General features: G+C 42.5%; 20 protein-coding genes. 5 read left to right on the top strand and 15 right to left on the bottom strand.

Going from position 1 to position 23,764, the window contains the following annotated elements:
• The 6 genes from NSS67_RS13870 to NSS67_RS13845 all read right to left on the bottom strand — a co-directional run bounded on the left by NSS67_RS13870 (position 1) and on the right by NSS67_RS13845 (position 5,920).
• Complete coding sequence (locus NSS67_RS13870) at positions 1-750, bottom strand: DeoR/GlpR family DNA-binding transcription regulator (protein ID WP_339320079.1); 750 nt, start codon at positions 748-750, stop codon at positions 1-3.
• A 152-nt stretch (positions 751-902) separates the two neighbouring features.
• Positions 903-1,382: a DinB family protein gene (locus tag NSS67_RS13865; protein ID WP_339320078.1), complete on the bottom strand. Its 480-nt coding sequence runs from the start codon at positions 1,380-1,382 to the stop codon at positions 903-905.
• A gap of 37 nt (positions 1,383-1,419) precedes the next feature.
• The gene (locus NSS67_RS13860; RefSeq protein WP_339320077.1) at positions 1,420-2,886 is read right to left on the bottom strand and encodes a YdiU family protein; all 1,467 of its coding nucleotides are present in this window, start codon (positions 2,884-2,886) and stop codon (positions 1,420-1,422) included.
• Positions 2,887-3,084: 198 nt separating this feature from the next.
• Complete coding sequence (locus NSS67_RS13855; RefSeq protein WP_339320076.1) at positions 3,085-4,374, bottom strand: L-serine ammonia-lyase, iron-sulfur-dependent, subunit alpha; 1,290 nt, start codon at positions 4,372-4,374, stop codon at positions 3,085-3,087.
• 103 nt (positions 4,375-4,477) lie between these two features.
• On the bottom strand, positions 4,478-5,185 hold the full coding sequence (locus tag NSS67_RS13850) for a DNA alkylation repair protein (RefSeq protein WP_339320075.1): 708 nt from the start codon (positions 5,183-5,185) through the stop codon (positions 4,478-4,480).
• 234 nt (positions 5,186-5,419) lie between these two features.
• Complete coding sequence (locus NSS67_RS13845) at positions 5,420-5,920, bottom strand: hypothetical protein (protein ID WP_339320074.1); 501 nt, start codon at positions 5,918-5,920, stop codon at positions 5,420-5,422.
• A gap of 101 nt (positions 5,921-6,021) precedes the next feature.
• Between NSS67_RS13845 and NSS67_RS13840 the strand changes: the two genes are divergently transcribed.
• Positions 6,022-6,867 (top strand): lipase family protein, encoded by an 846-nt coding sequence (locus tag NSS67_RS13840; RefSeq protein ID WP_339320073.1) that lies wholly within the window; start codon positions 6,022-6,024, stop codon positions 6,865-6,867.
• On the opposite strand, the gene NSS67_RS13835 is transcribed toward NSS67_RS13840, so the two are convergent.
• The 7 genes from NSS67_RS13835 to NSS67_RS13805 all read right to left on the bottom strand — a co-directional run bounded on the left by NSS67_RS13835 (position 6,815) and on the right by NSS67_RS13805 (position 16,600).
• Positions 6,815-9,355, bottom strand: coding sequence for a helix-turn-helix domain-containing protein (locus tag NSS67_RS13835; protein ID WP_339320072.1), 2,541 nt, complete (start codon positions 9,353-9,355; stop codon positions 6,815-6,817). The two genes, NSS67_RS13840 and NSS67_RS13835, sit on opposite strands and share 53 nt — an antisense overlap.
• A 114-nt stretch (positions 9,356-9,469) precedes the next feature.
• Positions 9,470-11,170, bottom strand: a complete 1,701-nt coding sequence (locus tag NSS67_RS13830; RefSeq protein ID WP_339320071.1) for a glycoside hydrolase family 3 N-terminal domain-containing protein — start codon at positions 11,168-11,170, stop codon at positions 9,470-9,472.
• 24 nt (positions 11,171-11,194) lie between these two features.
• Positions 11,195-13,459 carry a glycoside hydrolase family 3 C-terminal domain-containing protein gene (locus NSS67_RS13825; RefSeq protein ID WP_339320070.1) on the bottom strand — a complete coding sequence of 755 codons (2,265 nt, stop codon included), beginning with the start codon at positions 13,457-13,459 and terminating at the stop codon, positions 11,195-11,197.
• A 33-nt stretch (positions 13,460-13,492) separates the two neighbouring features.
• Positions 13,493-14,848 carry an MFS transporter gene (locus NSS67_RS13820; protein WP_339320069.1) on the bottom strand — a complete coding sequence of 452 codons (1,356 nt, stop codon included), beginning with the start codon at positions 14,846-14,848 and terminating at the stop codon, positions 13,493-13,495.
• Positions 14,849-14,930: 82 nt separating this feature from the next.
• On the bottom strand, positions 14,931-15,836 hold the full coding sequence (locus NSS67_RS13815; RefSeq protein WP_339320068.1) for a phosphatase PAP2 family protein: 906 nt from the start codon (positions 15,834-15,836) through the stop codon (positions 14,931-14,933).
• Between the two features lie 242 nt (positions 15,837-16,078).
• On the bottom strand, positions 16,079-16,420 hold the full coding sequence (locus NSS67_RS13810) for a DUF4181 domain-containing protein (protein ID WP_339320067.1): 342 nt from the start codon (positions 16,418-16,420) through the stop codon (positions 16,079-16,081).
• Positions 16,421-16,444: 24 nt separating this feature from the next.
• Positions 16,445-16,600 carry a hypothetical protein gene (locus NSS67_RS13805; RefSeq protein ID WP_339320066.1) on the bottom strand — a complete coding sequence of 52 codons (156 nt, stop codon included), beginning with the start codon at positions 16,598-16,600 and terminating at the stop codon, positions 16,445-16,447.
• 232 nt (positions 16,601-16,832) lie between these two features.
• Here NSS67_RS13805 and NSS67_RS13800 point away from each other — a divergent pair, with 232 nt between their 5' ends.
• Positions 16,833-17,264, top strand: coding sequence for a flavodoxin domain-containing protein (locus NSS67_RS13800; RefSeq protein ID WP_339320065.1), 432 nt, complete (start codon positions 16,833-16,835; stop codon positions 17,262-17,264).
• 66 nt (positions 17,265-17,330) lie between these two features.
• On the opposite strand, the gene NSS67_RS13795 is transcribed toward NSS67_RS13800, so the two are convergent.
• Entirely contained in the window at positions 17,331-19,400 is a 2,070-nt protein-coding gene (locus tag NSS67_RS13795; protein ID WP_339320064.1) for a serine hydrolase domain-containing protein, read from the bottom strand.
• Between the two features lie 83 nt (positions 19,401-19,483).
• Positions 19,484-20,206, bottom strand: a complete 723-nt coding sequence (locus NSS67_RS13790; RefSeq protein ID WP_339320063.1) for an MOSC domain-containing protein — start codon at positions 20,204-20,206, stop codon at positions 19,484-19,486.
• Positions 20,207-20,410: 204 nt separating this feature from the next.
• On the opposite strand from NSS67_RS13790, the gene NSS67_RS13785 reads away from it, so the two are divergent.
• The 3 genes from NSS67_RS13785 (at position 20,411) to NSS67_RS13775 (ending at position 23,702) form a co-directional block, all read left to right on the top strand.
• Positions 20,411-21,874: an ATP-binding protein gene (locus NSS67_RS13785; RefSeq protein ID WP_339320062.1), complete on the top strand. Its 1,464-nt coding sequence runs from the start codon at positions 20,411-20,413 to the stop codon at positions 21,872-21,874.
• Positions 21,875-21,966: 92 nt separating this feature from the next.
• Positions 21,967-22,818 (top strand): AraC family transcriptional regulator, encoded by an 852-nt coding sequence (locus NSS67_RS13780; RefSeq protein WP_339320061.1) that lies wholly within the window; start codon positions 21,967-21,969, stop codon positions 22,816-22,818.
• Positions 22,818-23,702 (top strand): DMT family transporter, encoded by an 885-nt coding sequence (locus NSS67_RS13775; RefSeq protein ID WP_339320593.1) that lies wholly within the window; start codon positions 22,818-22,820, stop codon positions 23,700-23,702. The genes NSS67_RS13780 and NSS67_RS13775 overlap by 1 nt, the downstream gene beginning before the upstream one ends.
• Positions 23,703-23,764 lie beyond the last annotated feature (62 nt).

Genomic DNA, 23,764 nt, shown 5'->3' with positions numbered 1-23,764 from the left:
TCATTCAATAACTGTGATGTTCTTCTGATCTAGAACTTCTCTGATCTGACTAGGGAGTTCTCGATCGGTAATTAAAATATCAACGCAATCAAAGTCTAGACGGAAAAATGATTTGCCAATAAATTTGGTGTGATCAGCCACTAAGATGACTTGATCTGATCTTCGAGCCATTTCTCTCTTCACCCGCACATCTTCTTCATATGGATAATAGAGTCCATCAGCGCTGATCGCCGATGCTCCAATAAAAGCTTTATCTGCACGGATTTCACTAAGTTTATCGATAATAGAAGGGCCATATAACAAGCGGTTTTTCACATTCAAGTAACCACCAAGAACATAAATTTGCAGATCCTCTCGCTTTGACAAGATCCCTACGTTATCAATCGAGTGCGTGACAACCGTAATATCCTTCGCTCTGATCTGTTCTGCTACAAACTGTACAGTGGTGGATACATCTAAAATCACAGTCTCATGATCTTGAATAAGCTGAGCCCCAACCTTCCCTATCCTCTGCTTACTCTCGGATTCATCGATCAATCGATCCTGATAAGATAACAATTCCTTTTGTAGCTCAGGTAACGATACCCCTCCATGCGTACGGATCACAACACCCTCTTGTACTAGTCTAACAATATCCCTACGAGCGGTATCTCTGGATACTTCAAATTCCGTACAGATCTCTTGAACACTCATCGATTGATGTTGTTTCAAGTATTCGAGTATTTTTAACAATCTTTCCTCTTGAAACATCTTGTATGCACCTCCTAAAGTCATCATAAGCCATGAATTAAGTATTTACAAGTAATATATAAAATAACATAAGTAATTATAAGTATTTAAATCAGTCGTATGAAAAAAAGACGTTACACAGATGAATACACATCCGGTAAACGTCTCTCATTTCACTTTACAGTGCGATTCCAACTCTTTTGGATCTTTCGAATAAAAACAATTTGCCCCACGTGATAAGCGTTATGTGTTGTCACATTGCCCATTACTTCCCACCACTGACTGCCTTGGAATTCTTGAATATCGGCATCCAATTGTTCTTTCGTAAGCAGTTCCTGCCAACGTAGAAGAACTTCTAAAAGTTGTTGTTGAAGCTCTTGGAACGTTACTCCTTCTCCAACGACAAAGGTGTTATTGTTATCCACTGAAGGAACTGAATCGACACTCTTTTCTTTATACCTTGTTTGCCAAGTTTCATTCCAGTAGAGCAGATGCTGCACAATCTCAGCAATACTATTGCTTTCTTCTGTTACCTTCCAAAAAGCTTCTTCTTCACTTAAGTCTTGTACGGCTACCTCAAAGGGCACATACCAGCTTGGATCATTTGCATTAGCTAGCAACTGGTTAGCCAGAACATCATATGCATGAAACATCTTCATTCACCCCATTTTTCAGATCATGATCCACAAATCAGGTACCGCAGAAAGTGCGATATGGACGTGTCGATTCCTCAGGGATTGCCGAGTATTCCTCTTGTTCAGGGGAATAGGCGTAAGGATTAGAAAGAGCTTCAAGCAACTGCTCCATCACACCGTAATCTTCCCGCTGTACCGCCGCTTCAAGTGCTTCTTCTACACGGTGGTTCCGTGGAATAATCGCAGGATTACTCTTGCGCATTAGCTCTTGCGAAGCAGCTTTCGACTGCTCCTGTCTACTAAGTCTAGCCTGCCATAACTCATGCCACTTGGTAAATTCCTCTGTGCCAAACAGAGTCGTCTCTTCCAACTTTTCTAAAGTTAAAGCACGGAAGGTATGGGTATAGTCCGCCCGATATTTTTGCATGATATCAAGCAGGTCTTCACTTAGCGTTACATCCTCTAACTCTTCGTTGAAGATACCGAGCTTCGCTCTCATTCCTGTAAGCCAATGACGGTAAGACCGCTCTTTAAAACCTGCAATCTCCTCTTCAGCCAGCTTGATTGCCTGTTCCTGATCCTCATCCAGCAGTGGTAGAAGAGTCTCCGCGAATCTCGTGAGGTTCCAAGAGGCAATACCTGGCTGATTGCCATAGGCATAACGACCCTGCTGGTCAATGGAGCTGAATACCGTCTCCGGATCATACACATCCATGAAGGCGCAAGGACCATAATCAATCGTTTCTCCGCTAAGCGCCATATTGTCGGTGTTCATCACTCCGTGAATAAATCCTACCAGCTGCCATTTGGCGATCAATTGTGCCTGACGTCCAATTACTTCCCGAAGCAGGAAAAGATAACGGTTATCCTCCATAGGAGCATCGGGATAATGTCTTTGTAACGTGTAATCAGCCAGAGTGCGGAGATCCTCCACAGTACCCCATGCTGCAGCATATTGAAAAGTACCCACCCGTAGATGACTGGCAGCAACTCGGGTCAGAATAGCACCCGGCTGCTCTGTCTCCCTAATAATCGCTTCACCCGTTGTTACCACCGCCAAGCTGCGGGTGGTAGGAATACCAAGGCCATGCATGGCTTCGCTGATGATATATTCACGCAGCATTGGACCAAGTCCGGCTCGACCATCGCCACCACGAGAATAGGGTGTTCTTCCCCCGCCCTTAAGCTGAATGTCTACCCGCTCACCTTGGGGAGTGATCTGTTCTCCCAGCAGCACGGCTCGCCCGTCTCCTAACATCGTAAAATGGCCAAATTGATGTCCAGCATAAGCTTGAGCAATTGATACAGTGCCATCAGGAACTTCATTGCCTGCAAGAATCTGGACACCATCCTTACTATGTAATGCTGCACTATTCAACCCTAGCGTAGTAGCCAATGGTTCATTAAAAATTATCAATTCCGGCTTGCGCACAGGCGTTGGCTTGATCCGTGTGAACATGGATTCCGGTAGATGAGCATAACTGTTCTCAAAGTTCCATCCTATATCTATCTTCTCCGTCATAATATCTCCTTTGTTATACCATCAGTCTAATCCTTTATAATCTCAGGATAAATTATGTTAAAATTTAATGCAAATCTTCTCGAAAACATAGTCCTTACCGAATAGTTACAAAGACCGCCCAATCTCCTGCCATTTTGTGCAGATAACTGAGCGGTCTTTAATGATGCTGTCCTATTCTGTTGTTACCTTATTAGGAGGTTACTTCGCTCCGCCTTTGGAGAGCATGATATTCAGAATAGTCTTGTCAGTATCAGCAAGACCTTCTTGAACCAGACGCTCCATGTTGCGGATAGTGTCTTCCACCTCTTCGAAAATAACTCCATCCTTGGTAGTAGGAGCAATATTGTTCATAGCGAGTGTAGCTGCCTGAATCGCTGTATTGGTGGAGGTAGAAATCTTCAATGCACAGGTTGAATTCGCACCGTCGCAGATCATGCCTGACAAAGAAGCTATCGTATTCTGTATCCCATGCTTGATCTGCTCAAGACTGCCGCCCATGAGATAAATGATCCCGCTATTCGCTCCTACTCCGCCTGCAATCCCTGAACCACATAATGGCGACAACCGCCCGATATAATGCTTGATATGCACAGTGACCAGATTGCTCAGTGCAAGCGCCCGCGCTAGTGTCTCTTCATCCTTGCCGAGCAATTCCGCTAGTGATATAACGGGAAGTGTACAGGCGATACCCTGATTGCCGCTCCCTGCTGTTGTCATCACAGGCATTGCGCTGCCATCCATTCGAGCATCTGAAGCCGCGGCCGTGGCTGCTATAATTCTGTTCGCTACATCATTACCGAACAAATTGACAGCAGATTGCTGATTCATCTTTTTCCCTACTTGCAAGCCATAATCGCCTCGGAGTCCCTCATCGGAGATCGCCTTGTTCATCCGAGCGCCTTCCAAGAGGAAGCTAAGGTCTGAAAAGGGAGCCGTACTTATAAACTCAAATATCCGATCTACAGAGCCTTCATAAACTTCATTATCAGAAAGACCAGGCTTGCCACAGTCGGCTTTAGACTTCTTAGGTGTCACTTGCTTCCCGTCCAGAGCCAAATATTCTATATTCGTGTGCTCCTTAGCAAGAATGACAGTCGCTGTATGGTTCTCTGTCTTCACCTGTGCTTCAATATATAACTTTTCAGGAGTGTCCATGATCTCCACTTTTAGCAGCTTTCGATCAAGCAAGTCATTAGCCAACTTTAGCTCATCCTGGGTCAAGCCTGACAGAATTTCCAGCTCCTTATGAGAACGGCCGACCACCGCTCCAAGGGCTGCTGCGATGGGTAAACCTGTCTGGCCTGTTCCAGGGATGCCCACTCCCATCGCATTCTTGATAATATTACCGCTGAGATGCAGCTGAATCCCCGTAATTTCTTCCTCGAGAAGCTCTGCCGCCAAGGAGACGGCATACGCAACAGCGATCGGCTCCGTGCAGCCTTCTGCCGGCACGACTTCCTTGTGTAAAATTTCCAATAAGTTGCCCATGTATGCTTTTCCCCCTACTTTCTCCTCTTGGTGTCATTTCTATATAGTAACTCAGAGTGAAGTTTCAGGGAATCCTTTTTCTAGTCTGGAAGCTTGTCATAGTTTAACATCTTACATGCTTGCGTTTAAAACCAAGCTGAGCTTTGTCGATAGCTTTTTGAATATTTGCGTACGCGTGAATAAATTTACTTTTTGCCTTATCCTTGTTGACTTCAATTGGGCCTACAGTCCTTGCGATCTCACATGCCTTATCATGAAGCGGGGAATAGGATAATGCCACTGTGTATAAAAAATTGTTCATTGAATATTGGGTTCGTTCTGGAGAATCATGAATCGTATTTTCCACCATCTCAAGCATACCGGCAAGCTTGCTTTCGGAAAACTCAACGTCCGGGCGACTGCCAAGCAGCCAGCAGTAACAGCTCCAGCCCGCTGACATCCTTAGATCTTCACCGCTCGCAATCCATTTATCAGCAACTTCTTGTGCAATATCAGCTTCTGCCAAGGTTACTGCCACTACAAAGTCGGACAGCATATAAAAATAAGCCGCATCCATCCATCGGTCATAATCCGCTTCCGTCATTGCATTGGGATCAGCAATGATGCCGGCAAAATACATGGCGTCGTAGTTCCCTGTCGCGTAAAGCTGCTCAGCCAGAGGCTGATTTATTTTGGTTTTCTTAAAGATTGGCTTCATTGCTCCGGTTGCCACGCCAAATAGCGGTTCTTTTGCACCATTGGACATATATATTTTTTTGGTTCGTTCCTTGCCGAGCGCTTCCAGCTCTTGCATAACCATCTCAAAATCCACTATTTAACACTTCCTTTTTCAAAGTTCTTTTTCCAAGTTAACTTAGGCTTGTACTTGTTAAAGAAAGTGTACTGTATGAGTTTCCTTGCCGCAAGTTAATTCAGTTTTCCTTTCATATAAAACGCATATGAGATTCCTCCAAAGAACAATCCAACTGTTAGCCCATTAGTGAAAGAATAAATGAGGTGAAACAAGGTATCATGATAAAATATCAACATTACATTCAGAACATATTTAACAATAAAATTGAGTAGGACAATCATTAATGGGAGATAGCTTTTCTTTTTGAACACAACGGAGTCTCTTCGAACAAAGGATTGAAATTACACCGAGCAGACCCAAAAGACTGCTTAAGGACAATGAATAGATCAAAAAAATAGCAGTAAGCGTAGTGATCCCTATAATGAAAGAAGCACGAGGATACACACGATTCATAAATAGGATAATAAAATAAAGCGGCCATAATAAGGTTGTGTTCGGTACATCAAAAACAAAATGAAGCACTAATATCATCGAAACGATTAAAAAAGAAACTGCATAAAATTTCACTTCAGTCCACCAAGAGCTCTTTGCCCAAACCAACACCATGTATAGCAACAACACGATCAGGCCACCTACAAGATTGATGAAGCCTTGACCGCTATAATCTTGATAAAAGGTTAACGCCAAGAGCATAGTCCCAACAATACGAAGCAGTGTTACAAATATTTTCTCTTCCTTGAAAGCAAACTTCACGAGACCCCTCCAACTATTCTAAAATCAATGTTATTAGTGACGGTTATAGGAATCTCTCCCTCGTCCCCCTAATATAGTTTAGGAAGAAGGGCGGGATGCACATGGGTGCCAAAAATGATCAAGAGCAAAGGGCTATCTTTCTAGCTGCAATCTGCGGACAGACCTATGCGCAGTTCTCAAATAAAGACGGTTCGTTCGTCGTTCCATTAGATTATCAGATCGTGAATACGATTGAAGCAAGATCCATCAGCGAGGTGTGGGAACGCTTTGGATTTATTCTGGAATCACCACAAGAGATTATTATTGCCTTCCGAGGAACCAGCTCCACAACCGATTGGATGTCAAACGTAATGGCTTCACAGGAGAGATTCAATTATATTAAAGAAGATACCCTTACCCACCGCGGTTTCACGAATATCTACTATTCAGCTCGCGATGGGATCATCTCTACACTCGCAAAGTTATCTCCCGATAAGACCTTATACATTACTGGTCATAGCCTTGGTGGAGCACTTGCCACTTTATGTGCTATTGATATTGCGGCCAACACCGCTTACACCTCACCTAACCTGTTCACATATGGTTCCCCACGTGTAGGCGATCCGGACTTCACCAATGCTGCTAAACGATATGTCCGCAAGAGTTACCGTTATGCCAATCTCTTTGATGTTGTTACCTACTTGCCTCCCCATGTATTTAGGCTACCTAAACGGGAAACGAAGTATTATTACAGTCATGTCCACACTTTTTTATCACTGTCATTCCAGAATGGATCGGCAAGTGGTAATCATATGATCAGCTACTATTTCACAGAGCTCTCCAAGCTTCAACCGCAGTACTCCGAGGAACTTTGTTTAACAAACCCTGGATTCTGTCCAGTTGTAAGCAACCCCATCATAAACGCATCAATTCCACCAACTGCACCTCATGTGGAGACAACTTACTAACTAACGAATAGGTGCCCGTTATATCGACTTGTTCAAAGGTCAGTTGCGGGCAGCTTGCTTGCTGCAAATAATCCAGAGTGTCAGCATCTATAGGATGAGGCGCCCCCATTCGTACCCACAAGTCGAAAACACTTCCATTTTCTCTGTTAATCGTATGTCTTTTGAGCGTATACCATCCTGGTTGAAGATCTGTTAGCTCCAATGTCAGCTCTATAGCTTCATCTTCTTCAAATACCTCGTATCTATTCGTGCGGCTAATGAGCGAGGCATCACCTTGTCGGTACAATGAATCGATATGTGCATAAGCATACGTCAACACCTGCAGCCCCATATCACTGCTAGTGATGTAATAACCTTTTCCTTGATTGATGAATTGGCGGCCTAATTTTGCGAGCAGCTTGAACGCGTAAAAGGCTGGCTTCGGAATGCCATTATACGTCATCAGCCCCAAACCTCCATGAAACATCTCAGACGACATTTTGAACTCTTCGAGCAGATCGGTCGCCGTCCAATACCCCAGACTATGAAGACCATCCATATTTTCCAGCACATTTTTCACGATATAAGCCGCCTTAAAGCATGTATCATTCACCAAATCACGGTGAGAGCCAGTGGCATTCCATTCCGTCATATGCAGTTCTGGAACATTGCTCCCGAAAGCTTCACTTACCGTTTCCTTCAATTTAGTAATGACTCGCGATAAATACTCTGTATCCGTTGAAAGCTCAATATTCTGAAACACCATATCCGGATTCTCTTCATAATCCATCTGAATCACTGGAGTTGATCTTAGCGATTCATCATACGGGTAACTATGAAAAGATATAAAATCTGGTTTTGCACCTCGAATGCATACATCATGCACAAAACGTGTCAACCAATCTGACTCCAACAGTGTAAGGGATAAAATACCCGGTCCCCCTACGCGTAGCTCAGGATCTATGGTTTTGATGGTTTGGAATGTGGAGATGAACAGCTCACAGTATGCTTCATAAGTATCTGGCCAAAAAATATGGATTTCCGGCTCGTTCCACACCTCGAAATACCACTGCCTAACTTCATGAATACCATATCTACGAATGTAATGTGTAATAAACTGATGAATTAACTGATCCCACTTGCCGAGGTCCTTCGGACTACCTACCAAACTCTTTTTATAAAAAACAGAAGTAGATCCATCTCCCGCAAGCTGGCGTGGCAAAAAGGAAAGCTCTAAAAACGGTTTCAATCCTGCGCTAAGCAAAAAATCAAATAATGAATCGCTATAAGCAAAGTTTAAGCTCACTTCTCCCCGCTCATTCTCGCCATAAATCATCATCTCATCATCAAAAATACCGTGAAATCGAATATACTGAAACCCAATCTCCTGTTGCAATTGCTTGATATGTCTTTGTACCTCTGCAAACAATACCTCTTTGGCCTTTCCCACTGTCATGAGCTTCTTCCAAGTATGCGCAAGCTCCTTGCTTTGGTTAGACGCTATCGAAATCTTATGGGTCTGCTTATGTAAATGAAGGACAACTGGTAGATTGGATGCTGCTGCTGATTCAGTTTTGTTAGGAAGATATTTGAAAAGCGACTCAAAGGCCTGTGTGGGATTCATGTCAAAGTAGTTAAACTGGGCCACACTGCTTTTACGAAATGAACTTCGTCCGTCCAAAACTGTCTTCCGATATTCTCCAGGTGTCTGTCTATAGAACTCTTTAAATACCGCATTAAAGGATTTCAGATTCGGAAACCCATGATCATGAGCAATCTGTGTAATGGATAAATTGGTAAGCGTCAAATCTTTTACCGCTTTGTCCAAACGCACCGCGTTCACATATTTGGTAAACGAAGTCCCCATATATTCTTTGAAAAACCGCGACAAATACGGAACGGTCAAATACTCTTGAAGGGCCAACTGCTGGATATTTATTGCCCGATTGTAATTATCTTTGACGTAAGAAGTAATACGCAATAGCCGCTCACGATGCTTATCATCCTGCTTCTCAGGACTTTGGCCTTGTGCACAAAATCCTTGCATAAGTAAATACGTTAAATTAAGCAGGCAGGACTGTATACGTAGATGATACCCTTGTGGGCGCTTATTGTGGAGCAGCATCATCTCAGCCAGCAAAGTACGAAGTTCATCGAACTTGGATTGTTCTTCAGCGCTAGAAACAGTCGCAGAGTTACAATCGAATGACATTCTTTCGATCTGCGGTTCAATCTGAAGTAGATAAGAAACTGGAATTTGCAGAGCCAGCACCAAATTATTCTCTTCAGCCTTAATCGCATGAATCTCATTAGCATTAATCAAGAACAAATCCTCTTCATTTAACTCTGTAAATCTGTCTTTTGTGAAAAGTTCAAGTTTCCCCTTGAGCACGAATAATATCTCTATGCTGTCATGCCAATGATTCGGAACCTGATGGGTACTGTGCAAAAACAAGTGGACTGGAAGATGATCGTCCAGCTCAATATTTTCGTAGGTGTAGCTTTGCAACTTGTGCCCTCCTCTCACTTGTTCAGGATAAGTCTTATGTCCTATTATATATAAAAAAAATAAGCGATTGAATAGGACTATCCTATTCAATCGCTTAATCTCTAACCTTTTCGTTTAAAGACGTGTATCCCAATAGCCACAAAACGGATCCACAGGATTAACTCCTTTAAAGGAGGAACGCCCCACAAGCTTCTCAATAAGTGCATCTACCACATAATTACTTGGTGAATAGGCATTAATGAACGTCTGCACGCGTGGTACATCGAGCAAGTGATATGGATTCGCTACAGAAATAAACATCGTTGGTAGTTCCTGAATAAACCATGGCATGTCAGCACCAAATGGAGGCGCCCAATTAATCCGCACAACTGTTTGATTACTATGGGTCTCCAAATTTGAGATGTAGACCGCAGCATCGTAGTGATCCGTTAATGCCTTTACACCACCGAACATTGCACTGAAATCAACTTCACTTTTATTGAATAGCGTTACTTCGAAGCCTTCCTCTTCTAGCTTGGAAATGAAATAGGGAGCAATATCCGCCCCTCCGAACAACCCTTCCTCGCCTCCTAGTGTGAATACCAGTAGACGTTTATGACTCTCGGGACTAATGGGAAGCATCTCCTGTGTATCCTTCACTAGTGTAACTGACTCATCCGCACATTCCTGGGCAAAGCGTACATGCTCTTCGCAGCCAAGGACGGCAAGTGCCTCTTTTTCTGGAACTAAGGTTCCTTGTTGTTTCTTCTTATGAAGTCCCAGCGCAGCTTTTACCGCAAGGATACGAGTCACTGCTTCATTCACACGCTCCTCTGTCAGAATGCCATTCTCAATTCCTTTCATCATATAGGCAAAGTCTTCTTCTAAACTCTTGTTAAAGAGGAACATGTCACAACCCGCAGCTATGGATGACGGAACCGCAAGCTCCCGTTTCATTGCCATCGTGAACCCCGCCATTGGCGTAGCATCTGTAGTGATCAATCCATTAAAGCCGAGCTTATTGCGCAACAAATCATTTAAAAGCTCAGGGGCTAACGTTGCAGGCATGATCTCCAAATCTGTAATCCCCGAGCGTAATTGTTTAGAATAGGCTGGATGAGCGATGTGCCCTACCATAACCGTATGTGCGCCAGCATCGATACAATCCGCGTATACTTTTCCAAATGTAGCATCCCACTCTTCCACTGAAAGTGAGTTAATAGAGGTTAATAAATGCTGATCTCTTTCGTCAACGCCATCTCCAGGGAAGTGCTTAATAGATACGGCCATGCCATGCTCTTGAATCGCTTCGGTATAAGCCTTGCTCATACGAGCTACTCTCTGCGGATCAGAACCGAATGTTCTAACATTGGTTATAGGGTTACGGAAATTATAGTCGATATCGAGAATCGGCGCGAAAGCCCAGTTACAACCTACAGCTCCACCCTCCCGCGCAGCAATGATGCCAAGCTTACGAGCCATTTCTGTATTGTCCGTCGCCGCTACCTGCAGCTGCTTGCCGAAGAATGTCCCCTCTGCAACAGAGCCATTCCCCCCTGCTTCAAGATTTGCTGCTATTAGAAGCGGAATATCCGATGTATCCTGCAAGTAGCGATGTGTTTCTTGCACCATCTCTCCGGGCCCGGGACGGAACATAATCCCACCAATCTTAATCCCTTGTGTCAAAAGTGCAAGCTGCGCCTTATCATCGGTGAATCCGATCGGACAAAACAGTTGCCCGACCTTTCCAGGCAAATCAAGAGAGCCTAAGGTTTGTTCTACCCACTTAATCCCCTCATCATCTAGATGAAAAGGCTTTGCCTTCAAATCAATCATTTATCCCGCCTCACTCTCTCAGGTTTATTTAATAGAATTCAAATGTTTAAGCAGCTCTTCCAGCCCCTGATCTGTCATAGCCCCTTGACTGAACGCAACCATTGCACGGAGCGGCATGTTGCGCATCATCTCGATCATCATATCCGAGCCATCCTGAAGCATGGGCATCATCTCACCACCTTGTGTCATCATGGATTGAATAATAGCAGCAGCCTGTGGATCTCCCATAAGATCACCTACAGTCGAATTACGAGAATAGGATTTAGGAAGGGGTACTGTCGATTCAACAACCACAGATTCAGTAAGTACGATCTCTTGGGATGAGGCACCCACCAAAATTGCGAATTCACCGGTTTCCACATGCCAGTCTTTCAGCTTCGCGTTATAATAAGCAAACGCTCTGCTATCAAGCGTAAAGCTCACCAGCTTCGTTTCCCCAGGCTGCAAATCTACCTTCGCGAAGCCCTTTAACTCTTTCTCTGGCCGCACCACATTACTGAGTATGTCTTTCACATACAGCTGTACTACTTCTTTGCCTTGCAGAGCGCCAGTATTTGTAACCTTCACGCTTACTTGTAGCGTGTCAGTATCTTTCAGACTGTGCGAACTTACTGAAAGATCGGAGTATGCAAATGTTGTATAACTGAGACCATAGCCAAAAGGGAATAAAGGTGAAATTCGCTTAGCATCGTAGTAGCGGTATCCTACAAACAGTCCTTCCTTATATTCAACGGTATCTCCTTCGCCAGGGAAGTTTAAATAGGATGGATTATGTTCCAGTTGCAAAGGGAAGGTCTCTGCCAGCTTGCCTGATGGGCTTACGTTTCCGAATAACAGATCGGAGATAGCACCACCAAGCGCTTGCCCGCCTAGATAGCCCTCAAGCACAGCCTTGACGTTGCTAATCCAAGGCATTTCAATGGCCGATCCGTTACTCAGCACAACGACAGTGTTAGGCTGAGCAGCCGCGACTGCTTCGATAAGGCGGATCTGACTCTCTGGAATACGAAGATGCGTCCGATCGTAGCCTTCAGATTCATAGCGCTCCGGCAATCCAGCGAATATAATCGCAGTGTCCGCTTGCGAAGCGGTTTCTACGGCTTGCTCAATAAGCTCCAGACTCGGCTCATCGCTATCAGAAGTGTAACCTTGAGAATAGGTCAAGTTCGCAGATGAACCCGCTTCTGCTTGGAGACTGTTATATATATCATCCAGCCTCGTTGGCTTGATATGTGAGCTTCCACCACCTTGATACCGTGGATTACGGGCAAAATCACCAATCACCGCATATGAGCCTTCACGTTTCAGAGGAAGCAACCCGCCCTCATTTTTGAGCAGTACCATACTCTCTCTGGCAGCAACTCTAGCTAATTGATGATGTGCCTCAGGATCATAGGAAGTATTTTCTTTGTCATTCTCTACAGCTTTGAAAATAATAGAAAGCAAACGACCAACCGCACGATCCAGTGCTTCTTCAGATAATGTCCCGCTGTGTATAGCATCGATAATCTTCTGATCACCATCGCCATTACTTGACGGCATTTCTAGCTCCAAGCCTGCCGCTAAGCCTTTAGCTCGCTCATTAACCGCACCCCAGTCAGAAACAACGAATCCTTCATGTCCCCATTCTTCTTTTAAAATATCATTGAGTAAATACGGATTCTCTGAAGCATATTCTCCGTTCACCTGATTGTAAGAGCACATAACGGTCCAGGGCTGCGCTTTTTTCACCACACTCTCGAAGCTCGCCAAGTAAATTTCTCTTAGTGTACGCTCATCCACAATCGCATCTACGGACATTCGCCGATGCTCTTGATTGTTTGCAGCAAAGTGTTTTAAAGAAGTCCCTACACCTTGACTTTGAACACCTTCAATATGGCCTATTGCCATCTCGGAGGATAAATACGGATCTTCAGAGAAATATTCAAAATTACGGCCGCATAAAGGTGAACGTTTAATATTAGCTCCAGGGCCTAGCAAAATAGAGACATTTTCTGCTTGACACTCTTCCCCAATGGCTGCCCCTACCTGCTTAATTAGCTCTCGATCCCACGAACAAGCCATTCCAGCTCCCGCTGGGAAACAAGTAGCAGGTACACTATCAAAGATACCCAAATGGTCATTCCCGTCTTTTTGCTTACGCAGACCATGCGGACCATCTGTCATCATGATGGATGGAATACCTAGTCGTTCGACGGCTTTGGTCTGCCAGAAATCTAATCCTGAGCACATACCTGCTTTTTCCTCTATAGTCATTTGTGCAATAAGCTCTTGAATGTTAGGTACCATATTTATTTCACTCCTAATGATTGATTAGTTTATCTACATTGCAATAGAAGCATTGCGACGTTCCTCGAGCTCACGTATCATAACGGGTTGATCCTTATCTAGACGATAGAACAACAGCAGAGTAATCATAATGATTTGGCCAATAATCGGTGCCCATAAATAGTTAAATGAAATCGCGGCTAATGCGGATTCTGACTGCGCCGTGGAATTAGCTACATAACCACCCATCGACAATATCAAGCCACCAAGTGCTCCCCCGAGTCCCATTCCCACCTTAACCCCAAAGCTAGCAGCTGAATAAAGTAGGCCTTGTGCCCGAACGCCTGATTTCCACTCCCCATAATCAACCGTGTCGGCCATCATTGCAAAAATCAGCCCCGCCCCTACTCCCATGCCAAGCCCGCTTATAAGTAGCCCTGCCAACAGCACCGGAACAGAAAGTGCATTTCCCCCAGTAATGGCGATAAGGTAGCCAATGATAGAGACCACTGATCCTATAATAATTGTGTTTCTTTTCCCGATTTTTTTAACTATAAAAGGAGCAATTACCATCGAAAATATCATCAATAATTGCATTGAGTTTACGATAGGAATAAGTTCTGGCTTTTTCATATAATAGGTCATGTAATAAATGCTGGTCTGTCCTTGGATCGAAGTAGTGATCCACAGGAACAAGCTCATCAGAAGCATGATCAACCAAGGAACATTCCCTTTGAGGGCCTTTACACCTTCTCGCATCGGAAGCGGCTTCTCATCAATGGCTTTTACACGTTCTTTAGTGTTGGCAAACATGTTTAGAAAGAGCAGCAGTGCAATGCTTGAGAATAAGATCATGGTGACCAGAAAACCCTTTGCTTGATCCCCACCACCAAAAGCTTTCACAAGCGGCATCGTTCCGGCACTAACTGTAACAACCCCAATCACGGCGAAAATCATGCGAACCGTATTGATCACTGTACGTTCATTAGAATTGCTAGTCAGACTTGGCAGGATCGCTGATAGTGGTAGATTAATACCGGAATACATAATACCGAGCACGGTGTACGAAATGTATGCGTATACAAGTTTACCCGTATCACCAAAATCCGGAGTTAAAAACATAAGTACTGCAGTCAAGCTGAAAGGAACAGCAAGCCAAAGGAAATAGGGTCGGCATTTCCCCCATTTCGTTTGAGTGCGGTCAATCATCACACCAATAAAAGGCTCCGCGATTGCATCTATAACACGTGCAACAAGAAATACTACAGCTACTGCACCAGGGTTTAGACCAAACACATCCGTATAGAAGTACATGAGGTAAAGTGTGGTCATCTGGAAAATCAGATTTGATGCAGTATCGCCAAGTCCGTAACTGATGCGCTCTCTCCATGGCATTTGATTCTCATTCATACTAGCATCTCCCTCACAACTTATTGTTAGCGCTTTCTTAATTGCATTGTACCTTTACCTCATCTTCTAAACTGTCCGTATTTTATCGGAAATAGGGGGTATTTTTATCTTTTAGCAAAACGGATACGTTATGCTGACTGTTAGGGTACAGATCAACCTTAAAGAGCTTACAGACAAGTAGCATACATGTGATCGTGATAAAGGCTCCAAAGAGTACATCCGTCGCAAAATGAGCTCCCATGATCACGCGGCTAGTCGATGTGCAAATCCCCCACGCCACTGCACAGACCAGCATGAAGTTGCGCCATTTGCTTGCGAAAGGCATAAACAGCATCCACAGCATCATGGTCCAGCCATTGGCAGAGTGACCCGAAGGAAAAGACTTATAAGCTTCCGTTGTGACGCCGTTCTCTTGAATGCCTTGGGGGAGAAACCAGCTCGTAAACATTGAATAATCACCTTCCATATTACGAAAACGCATCCTACCCCAAAAGATTTTGAGGACATTTACAAGGAGGATCTCCGCAAATACGATCACAAAGGCTGCCCAAGCAGCACGGTTATACTGGCTTAGCGTTTGAACAGATATACGATTTAATAGCCATTGCGACAAAATTGCGATCAGTACTGCTATAGCTAAGCTGATGAGCATCACATTGTTCCCAGCCAGCCCATACCCACGCATGAGAGCGAGGGATATAATACTAAATCCACTAAGAAGGATGAATAATCCAGATACCAACCGGACCACAACCTTCTTCACTATCCGTTCATTTCTAACCTTACTGAAGAGTATGCTGCTAGCTGCCAATAACACTAGGAAAGCTGGATGTTCTCCATACACCTCAAAAAACCAACCAAACCTAGATTCATGTTCGTTGTACAACGCTTTGGATAGATTCAGATCATTAAACGTAAAGATCGTCATTAACATCACCCATAATATAAGAAATCCCCAGATAAAACGTTTTGTCCCCTTCGTCGTCATCTCCTTATCCCCTTTTTAATCATTTAGAAAACGCTTTCATTGAAGATTATAAAGCTCCCTTAATGGATTCGGATAGGCGAATAATAACTAAAACTAGGGTGGATTTTAACCCTCCTCGCATGTGAAAAAGTAATCAATAAATCAGCAAAAAAATATCTCGTCAGTTCGGTTATCTACAATAAGCAAAAAAGCCTAATCCCTTGTGCACGCTGACAGGAGATTAGGCTTTATGGTTCAATCGATTAGAAAAGAAAATAAACTAACACCACACCTTCGACTAACAAAATCAGTGAAACGATATGTTGTTTCGTATGCTTTAAAAATTTCCAATCAATAAATGAATGAAATCCTAGGGTAATAATTATGAATACAATCCAAAACCACTTCATTCCCATCCCCTGTACGCCATCAGCTATCATTATGACAATTGCCGAAATTAATCCAATAAGTCCGAGTATTAATTTACCTTTTATATTTAGCTCATTACCGTCGTCAGAAAGTTTTTCTTTATCCGGGCCAACAATCCATATCCTTAGAAAAAAACCAGAAAAAGCAAGAATTAATAATAAAAATGGAATGATCATGCTTGTTGACCTCCTTCTAAGAAGTTATTCGTATTTATTTCTTATCATTAGTTCTTTGATTTCTCTTAACTCATTTAATATTTCTTTTGATAATTGCGTACTTCTAGAGTTATCGATACCTAATTTAATCACAAATACTCCAAGCAAAAAATAGATGATTAGCATAACGATGATACTCAACTTATCTCCACTCCCCTCTTTATCGTTTGATTCTTTAAAGATGTAGTTAGTGATAGAGCAATTATCCCTATGATACCATAATAAGGATGTTGGATTAATGTATGAGATCTTGCTAATAACTTGACAAAAGATCTGCGTTTTCGATAATATATATAATATCTCGATAATCAAGATATATGAATTACGAGAGTTTTTGGAACCTGAATAATCTAAGCTGAAAAGAGGAACCACAATGACAGTACTTATTCTATACGCTACAAAATCAGGGGCAACTGAGCAATGCGCAAAGGTATTATCAGAAGAGCTTCCTCATAGTAAGGTCTGTAATATTGAAACAGAGAAGCCAAATCTCGAGGCATTTGATAGCATTATTTTAGGTGCTGGAGTAAGAGATGAGAAAATATATAAAGCGATTCGTGATTTCATCAAAAAGAATAAAGATGAGTTACTAAATAAGAAGATGGGCTACTATATTTGCAACGAGAAACCAAAGACAACTGAGGAATTAATAGAGAAGAATTTTCCGGATGAGCTAAAAAAAGCTGCGATTTGCATCGAATCCTTTGGCGGTTATAAGGCCTATAAGGCACCCAAGGAAGGAACGGATCAGCTCAAAGGGATTTTTGTTGATAAAATAAGAGAATTCTCAAAGAATTTCAAATAAAAAATCCTGTTACCAAGATAAATGATCTGGGTAACAGGATTCTTTTTTTAAAAAAATATAATTGAACTATTTGATTGTCAATTCGAACTTCGCACCCACATCGCTTACAAATACAATTATCCCGTTACTCGGAAGTTTAACTTGCGTAAGACCACTTACAGTTGAGAAATTCACACACATACCATTCTCATCATATACAGCAAAGGAACCTTTAGGTGGTAGTTCTACTGTCAGCAACTTACTTGATGCTGTATCAGGTATTTCATACCATCTTGCATGTCCATCTGCTTGGATAGTTACCAATGATTGCGGTCCAGCATAGATAGGTTTAATGGCATCCTGTGGAATAAACAATTGATTGCCAACCTTTAAATACTCTACACCATCTTTCGTCTCAAAAATAATATCCGAAAGATCGCGCCCACCTAATGTTGGAATCTGCACGGTCATTTCTGCTTTATTTGGCCCAGTTATTTTATTCGAGCCCATATAGCCCGGTGCATCAGGGAACATAGCAATTCCAGCTATTGGCATATTCATGTAATATTGTGAGCTATACTTCTCGCTGACAGAAAAATACAATTTCCCTTGACGCTGCTGCCATGCAGAAGTGACCTCATTGGATAATGAATTCAGTTCAAGCTTCTCAGCTGCATATTGAGTACTGGCAGTTTCACCAAGTCCTGGAATCACCCCGTACCCTTGTGTCCAAAGATAGATACGACCATTGCTCTCCTTCACAAAGCTAACTTTACTAGTACCCTCTGCATCTAAAAATTCACCGTTCGTATTATACGAAAATTTCTGAGCTGGCAACGTGGACGCCATAATCGAAGATATACTCAATTCCCCAGCTTTACTTATCTCTATCTTCAGCAGCTGCGTAGAATCAGCATAGACACCAGCATAGCTTAGCAATTCCTCTGGCATATTCTCTTTGTTTGAGGCTTTAAATGTAGGAGTAGCTTTCAGTTCCTTAACAATTCCCTTTTCTTGTAGTGCACTGAGCAAAATTTCGTTTGCAAGCATCTGATCGGTTGTACTCGCTCCGCCAGAAGATATAACGGCCGCTGCCATCCGCTGTTCGGGCAACACGACAAGTGAAGTATGATACAGAACTGTATCTCCCCCCTTCGTCAAAGCCTTGATATCGTACTGATTAAAAGGATATAAATTCACACTGTCCCAGCCTAAACCATAAGCAAAGGAATTGTCTGTTCCTTTCGGCCACATGCCACGTTTATATTCCTCTTGCTCCATCGCTTGTACAGATTTTTCTGACAGAATCCCATTCGATCCTCCAGTAAAAATTGTTGCAAAACGCACCAAATCTTCAGCGGTGGAATAGATCCCACCTGTTCCAATCACGTTAATCGTCTCTTTTGGTAAAGCCGCTGAGTAAGCTGCATTGTAGACACTTGCCAGTTGGCTAGAATCCACACTATCTACTGGTGTTTTCGTATGCTCAAGCCCTAAAGGACCTGTGAAATTTTGATGAATGAAGGTAGTGAAGTCCATTCCGCTAACCTTCTCAACAATCAACTCCGCCATTGTAAATCCATCATTACAATATACTGAGTAGGCGCCTGGATCTGCCTTTAGACGTTGTGTTGCCAAAGTAGCTAGTAAATTATCTTTGGCGATAGGATCAGAATCATTGAATAAGAAAGCGTTTGATAAGCTCGAGCCACCAAGACCTGATGAATGATTCAGCAGCATGCGTACGGTGATTTGCTTATAACGTGAATCTTCCATCGTAAAATTATTCAGATAAGATACGACAGGTGCATCCAAATCTACCTTTCCTTGATCAACTAGCTTCATAATAGAAGCTGTCGTATACATCTTACTCGTCGAGCCAATTCCATACATCGTTGTATTGCTTGGTGCTGTCTTGCTTTCTACATGGCTGTATCCAGCTTGGCCGCTCACAACGATACTATCTCCATCAATAAGAGCATATTGAAGACTTGTCGTTCCTAGCTTTTCCGTTAAGAATGCTGCCTTCTCCGCCGCCACCTTCTGAGTGTTCACATATGTTTGCGTTTTACTACTATCCGCCGCTAAAGCATTCGTAGGAAAATACACCACGAAAAGTAGAGATACCATCAACAGGGATATTATTTTCTTCTTCATACATACCCTCCCGCTATAAATTTTCCGTTCCTTTAAAGGTTAATTTATCCATATGGGAATGTAAAGGAAGTTTATATCATTATCTATTCCATTAATTCTACTTTGTCTCCGATTCTGATTTCCCCTGTCTTAACTACAGAAGCATACACTCCGAAGTGTAGCTCAAACTCTTGGTTTAGTTTTTTCAATAGTTTAGGGTCTCTTTCAAGGCTATCGGGGTCCATCGTGATGACCATACATCTTTCACAAAAACTATCTACCTGTAGCTGCACATCTCCTATGGAGAGCCGCCGCCCGATCCAATCCCCTTCGAAAAGCGATTCATCGTTCACAGCTACAACGAAATTTCCACGAAACCGCCGCTGATCTAAGGAATGTCCCCAAGCAGCTTCTAGCTTCTTTAGGCTGGCATCTGTAATGAGCAAAATACTAGCGCCATCCACTGATAACAATTGCGGATGCTCCGGCTGTGGATGTGAAGCTTTTACACTAGACATGGAAATTTGCGTTTTAGTTTGGCTTTGGATTTCTTCCAATAAACGGTCATCCCACCCAAAGGTTCGTCCATCCGAAGTCCTTACATGGATTTCTCCATTAATGAATTGCGCTTGATAGGTAAGCATTTTAGGATTATTTCTAGCCGTAAAATAACGCCACCAGCCCTCTTTTGACTCATCATAAAAGGCACAGAAACGATCCCCAAGCATTCCATACGGTTCTATCATACAGGTTTCCAATCGTTCACCTGCAAATGACTTGACTGGATAGCGATTAATTTCTCGGATTTCACCAACGATTGATTGCACGGTACAACGCCTCCACTTTCTATAAATGCACGTATTCACTAATATTACCTGAAATCGTTTGGCACTTGCACCCTTATTTTCACAACAACACATAGCTATTTCGAACGGTTCTTGTTTACATAAAAATTTATATATTTTACTAGAATATATGTTTTATACTATGACTATTACATATAGCGGAAAGAACATGAGAGGTGAAGTGTAGTGCGGCCCAATGAATTCCAAAGTTTTGACTTTACTTTTACACATGCTGTAGTTGGAATGGCTCTTGTTTCGTTTGATGGAACATTCCTGAAATGGAATTCAGCCTTAAGTACCCTCTTGGGGTATGAACATAACGAGTTACAAACTCCCTCTTCAACCGTTCGTACTCTTCTAACTCAGATCCGTGAAATCGCTGAGCTTGGAAGGTCTCTATCCTCCTTGAATATCCATCCGCATCGATTCCAACAGGATTACTACCAACCAACCGGACAACTGTTATCACTAGAGATCTCCATATCTATCATTTCAGATTGCGACGGTGTTCCCCTATATTATTTTACTCAATTCGAGAATAAGACGATCATTAGGCAAATGGAAGCTCAGCTACAGGAAGCGGAAAACAATCTACTAGAGAAAGAAACATCCTTCCTGCAACTACTAGAGGGGTTACCTTTGACCGTTGTTATTACAGCGAATGGGATTATTCAGTACGCGAACTCAGCGGGCTTACAATTAATCCATGCGGAGAGCCTGGATCAAGTTCTTGTTACATCTACAAATGATATTGTAGATCTTTCCAATTATCAAATCGTTCAAGAGCGAAGGGAAAGGTATTACAGCGGTAATACCTTAGGTTCTGTTTGCTACTTAATTAATTGCTTAAATGGTCAACAGAAATATGTGGATGGGTTCACATTACCGATTACATTTAATGGAAACAAAGCATTTATTGGAATATTCAAAGATATCTCTCAGCAAATGCTGGAAGAAGAACGGCTAATTCAATCTGAGAAATTATCCACCGCAGGGCAATTAGCAGCTGGAATCGCTCATGAAATCAGGAATCCGCTTACAGCCATTAACGGCTTTATGAAGCTGCTTCGCTCTTCCGAGCGTATGAATGATAAATATTTTTTCATCATTGAGTCAGAATTGAAACGCATCGAATTTATCGTCAACGAGCTACTTGTCTTATCCAAGCCACAAACGACGCATACCAGTAAACCTGTGGATTTATTATCTTTGCTGGAACAGGTCTCCACACTAATGAATGGACAAGCTGCACTGAAAGACCTTAAGATTCTTCCTGTCTGCGCAGATCAACCCATTTGGATCCATGGAGAGGACTATCAGCTTAAGCAAGTGTTTATTAATTTACTTAAAAATGCGATGGAAGCAATGAATCATGGGGGAAACATATATATTCATGTTCATACAACTGAAACTGAATCTCGAATTAGTGTGCAGGATGAAGGCTGCGGGATGAATGAGGAACAAATCAGAGCACTAGGCAAACCATTTTATACGACAAAAGAAACAGGAACAGGCCTTGGATTTATGATCACACAGAATATTGTACATAATCATGGCGGAGCTATAACTGTAGAAAGTATTCCTGAGCAAGGTACCACCTTTACCGTAACCATTCCAACACTATTAGAGCCAGAGGAAACTGCGATCTAGCATATATTGTACCCCAATCGCAACATCGTGCAAGAATGCTCCTAATTTTAACATTATAATGGGGTTACTTAACTGGAAAAGAAGGTGCAGCAGTGACTCGTGAAGTTCGAACCATCGTCTTCGATAGCGACTTGAATTTTGAAGCCTATCGCTTTGAAGGGATCATGCAGAAATTCCCCAACCATTTCCATGACCATTACGTTATAGGTTTTATTGAACAAGGCAAAAGACTTATGATTTGTAACAATGCAGAGCATATCCTTAACAGCGGAGACGTGATTATCTTTAATCCGCAGGATCCCCACTCCTGTGAACCGCTGGACGGGAATTCCTTTGACTATCGTGCCTTTAATATTCAGCCAGAGATTATGCGTAAGTATGTGCTTGAAATTACCGGCATGGACTACTTGCCTCGGTTCACACATAATGCTCTTTACCAAAGTGAACTGGCGATCTCATTAGATGATCTACATCAAATGATAGTAGAGGATCAAACTGATTTTCAAAAAGAAGAATTGTTTCTGTTTCTCCTGGAGCAGCTTCTGAGAGAATATTCCGATGCAGAGCCCTTCTATTCTTCACAAGACCTTACCTCTGAAATCAAAACGATTTGCGAATACATAGAGAAATATTATGCGCAGAATATTACCCTCAATCAATTAAGTGAATTGACAGGCTTAAGCAAATATCATTTGCTGCGTTTATTTACAAGACAAAAAGGGATATCACCTTATCGATACTTGGAAACCATTCGGATTAACCAGGCTAAACGACTATTAGAACAAGGAATACTCCCCATAGAAGTGGCCTCTCTAACCGGATTCAGTGATCAGAGCCATTTCACAAATTTTTTCAAAAAATTGATTGGCTTAACCCCTAAGCAATATATGCGTATATTTATTCAGCAACCGGGACAAACGCAATCAATAGAACGCACGATATGATGGATCATCGTAAGCCCAATACGGGACATCTGCTGGCTCTAATTACGATTATCATCTGGGGAACAACCTTTATCTCTTCAAAAATACTGTTAACAGACTTTACTCCTGTTGAAATTCTGTTCTTCCGCTTTCTATTGGGTTACTTTGTTTTGTTACTGATCTATTCACGTCCAGTGCGAACGAAGTCGTTTAAGGAAGAATTACTATTTATTGCAGCAGGATTATGTGGAATTACTTTATATTTTCTTCTGGAAAATATTGCTCTAGTCTATACCCTTGCTTCCAACGTAGGCGTGATTGTCTCGATCGCTCCTTTCTTCACAGCGGTTATAGCTCACTTCTTTTTAGAGGAGGAGAAATTTCATCGTCAGTTTGTTATTGGATTTGTAATTGCGCTATCAGGAATTATTTTAATCGGGTTGAATGGGAGTTTTCTACTAAAACTGAACCCGATCGGAGACCTCTTGGCTTTCATAGCCCCTATGGTTTGGGCCATTTACTCTGTATTAATGCGAAAAATAAGCGGCTTACAGGTTCACACGATTGGGGCTACCCGCAAAGTATTTTTTTATGGCATCCTCTTTATGCTGCCAGCTTTGTTTATCTTTGATTTCCATCTGGATCTAGGTAGGTTCAAAGACACCCAAAATATTACCAACATCCTCTTCTTAGGACTGGGAGCTTCAGCTTTATGTTTTGTGACCTGGAATCGGGCTGTAGGAATCTTAGGAGCCGTAAAAACAAGTGTGTATATTTATATCGTCCCTGTAGTTACAGTGATTGCCTCTGCCCTTATCCTGAATGAAAAGATTACCTTGGCAACCATACTGGGAACCTTGTTGACACTAACCGGTTCGTATATTTCTGAACGTAAAGCTAAATAGTCATTCATTTCCTAGGATTAAAGTAAGAAGCTATCCCAATATATGGAGTGGGTCTAAAAACT

It is taken from the genome of Paenibacillus sp. FSL R10-2734, from assembly GCF_037963865.1.
GTDB lineage: Bacteria > Bacillota > Bacilli > Paenibacillales > Paenibacillaceae > Paenibacillus_AQ.
This window is presented reverse-complemented; position numbering and strand designations above follow the sequence as displayed.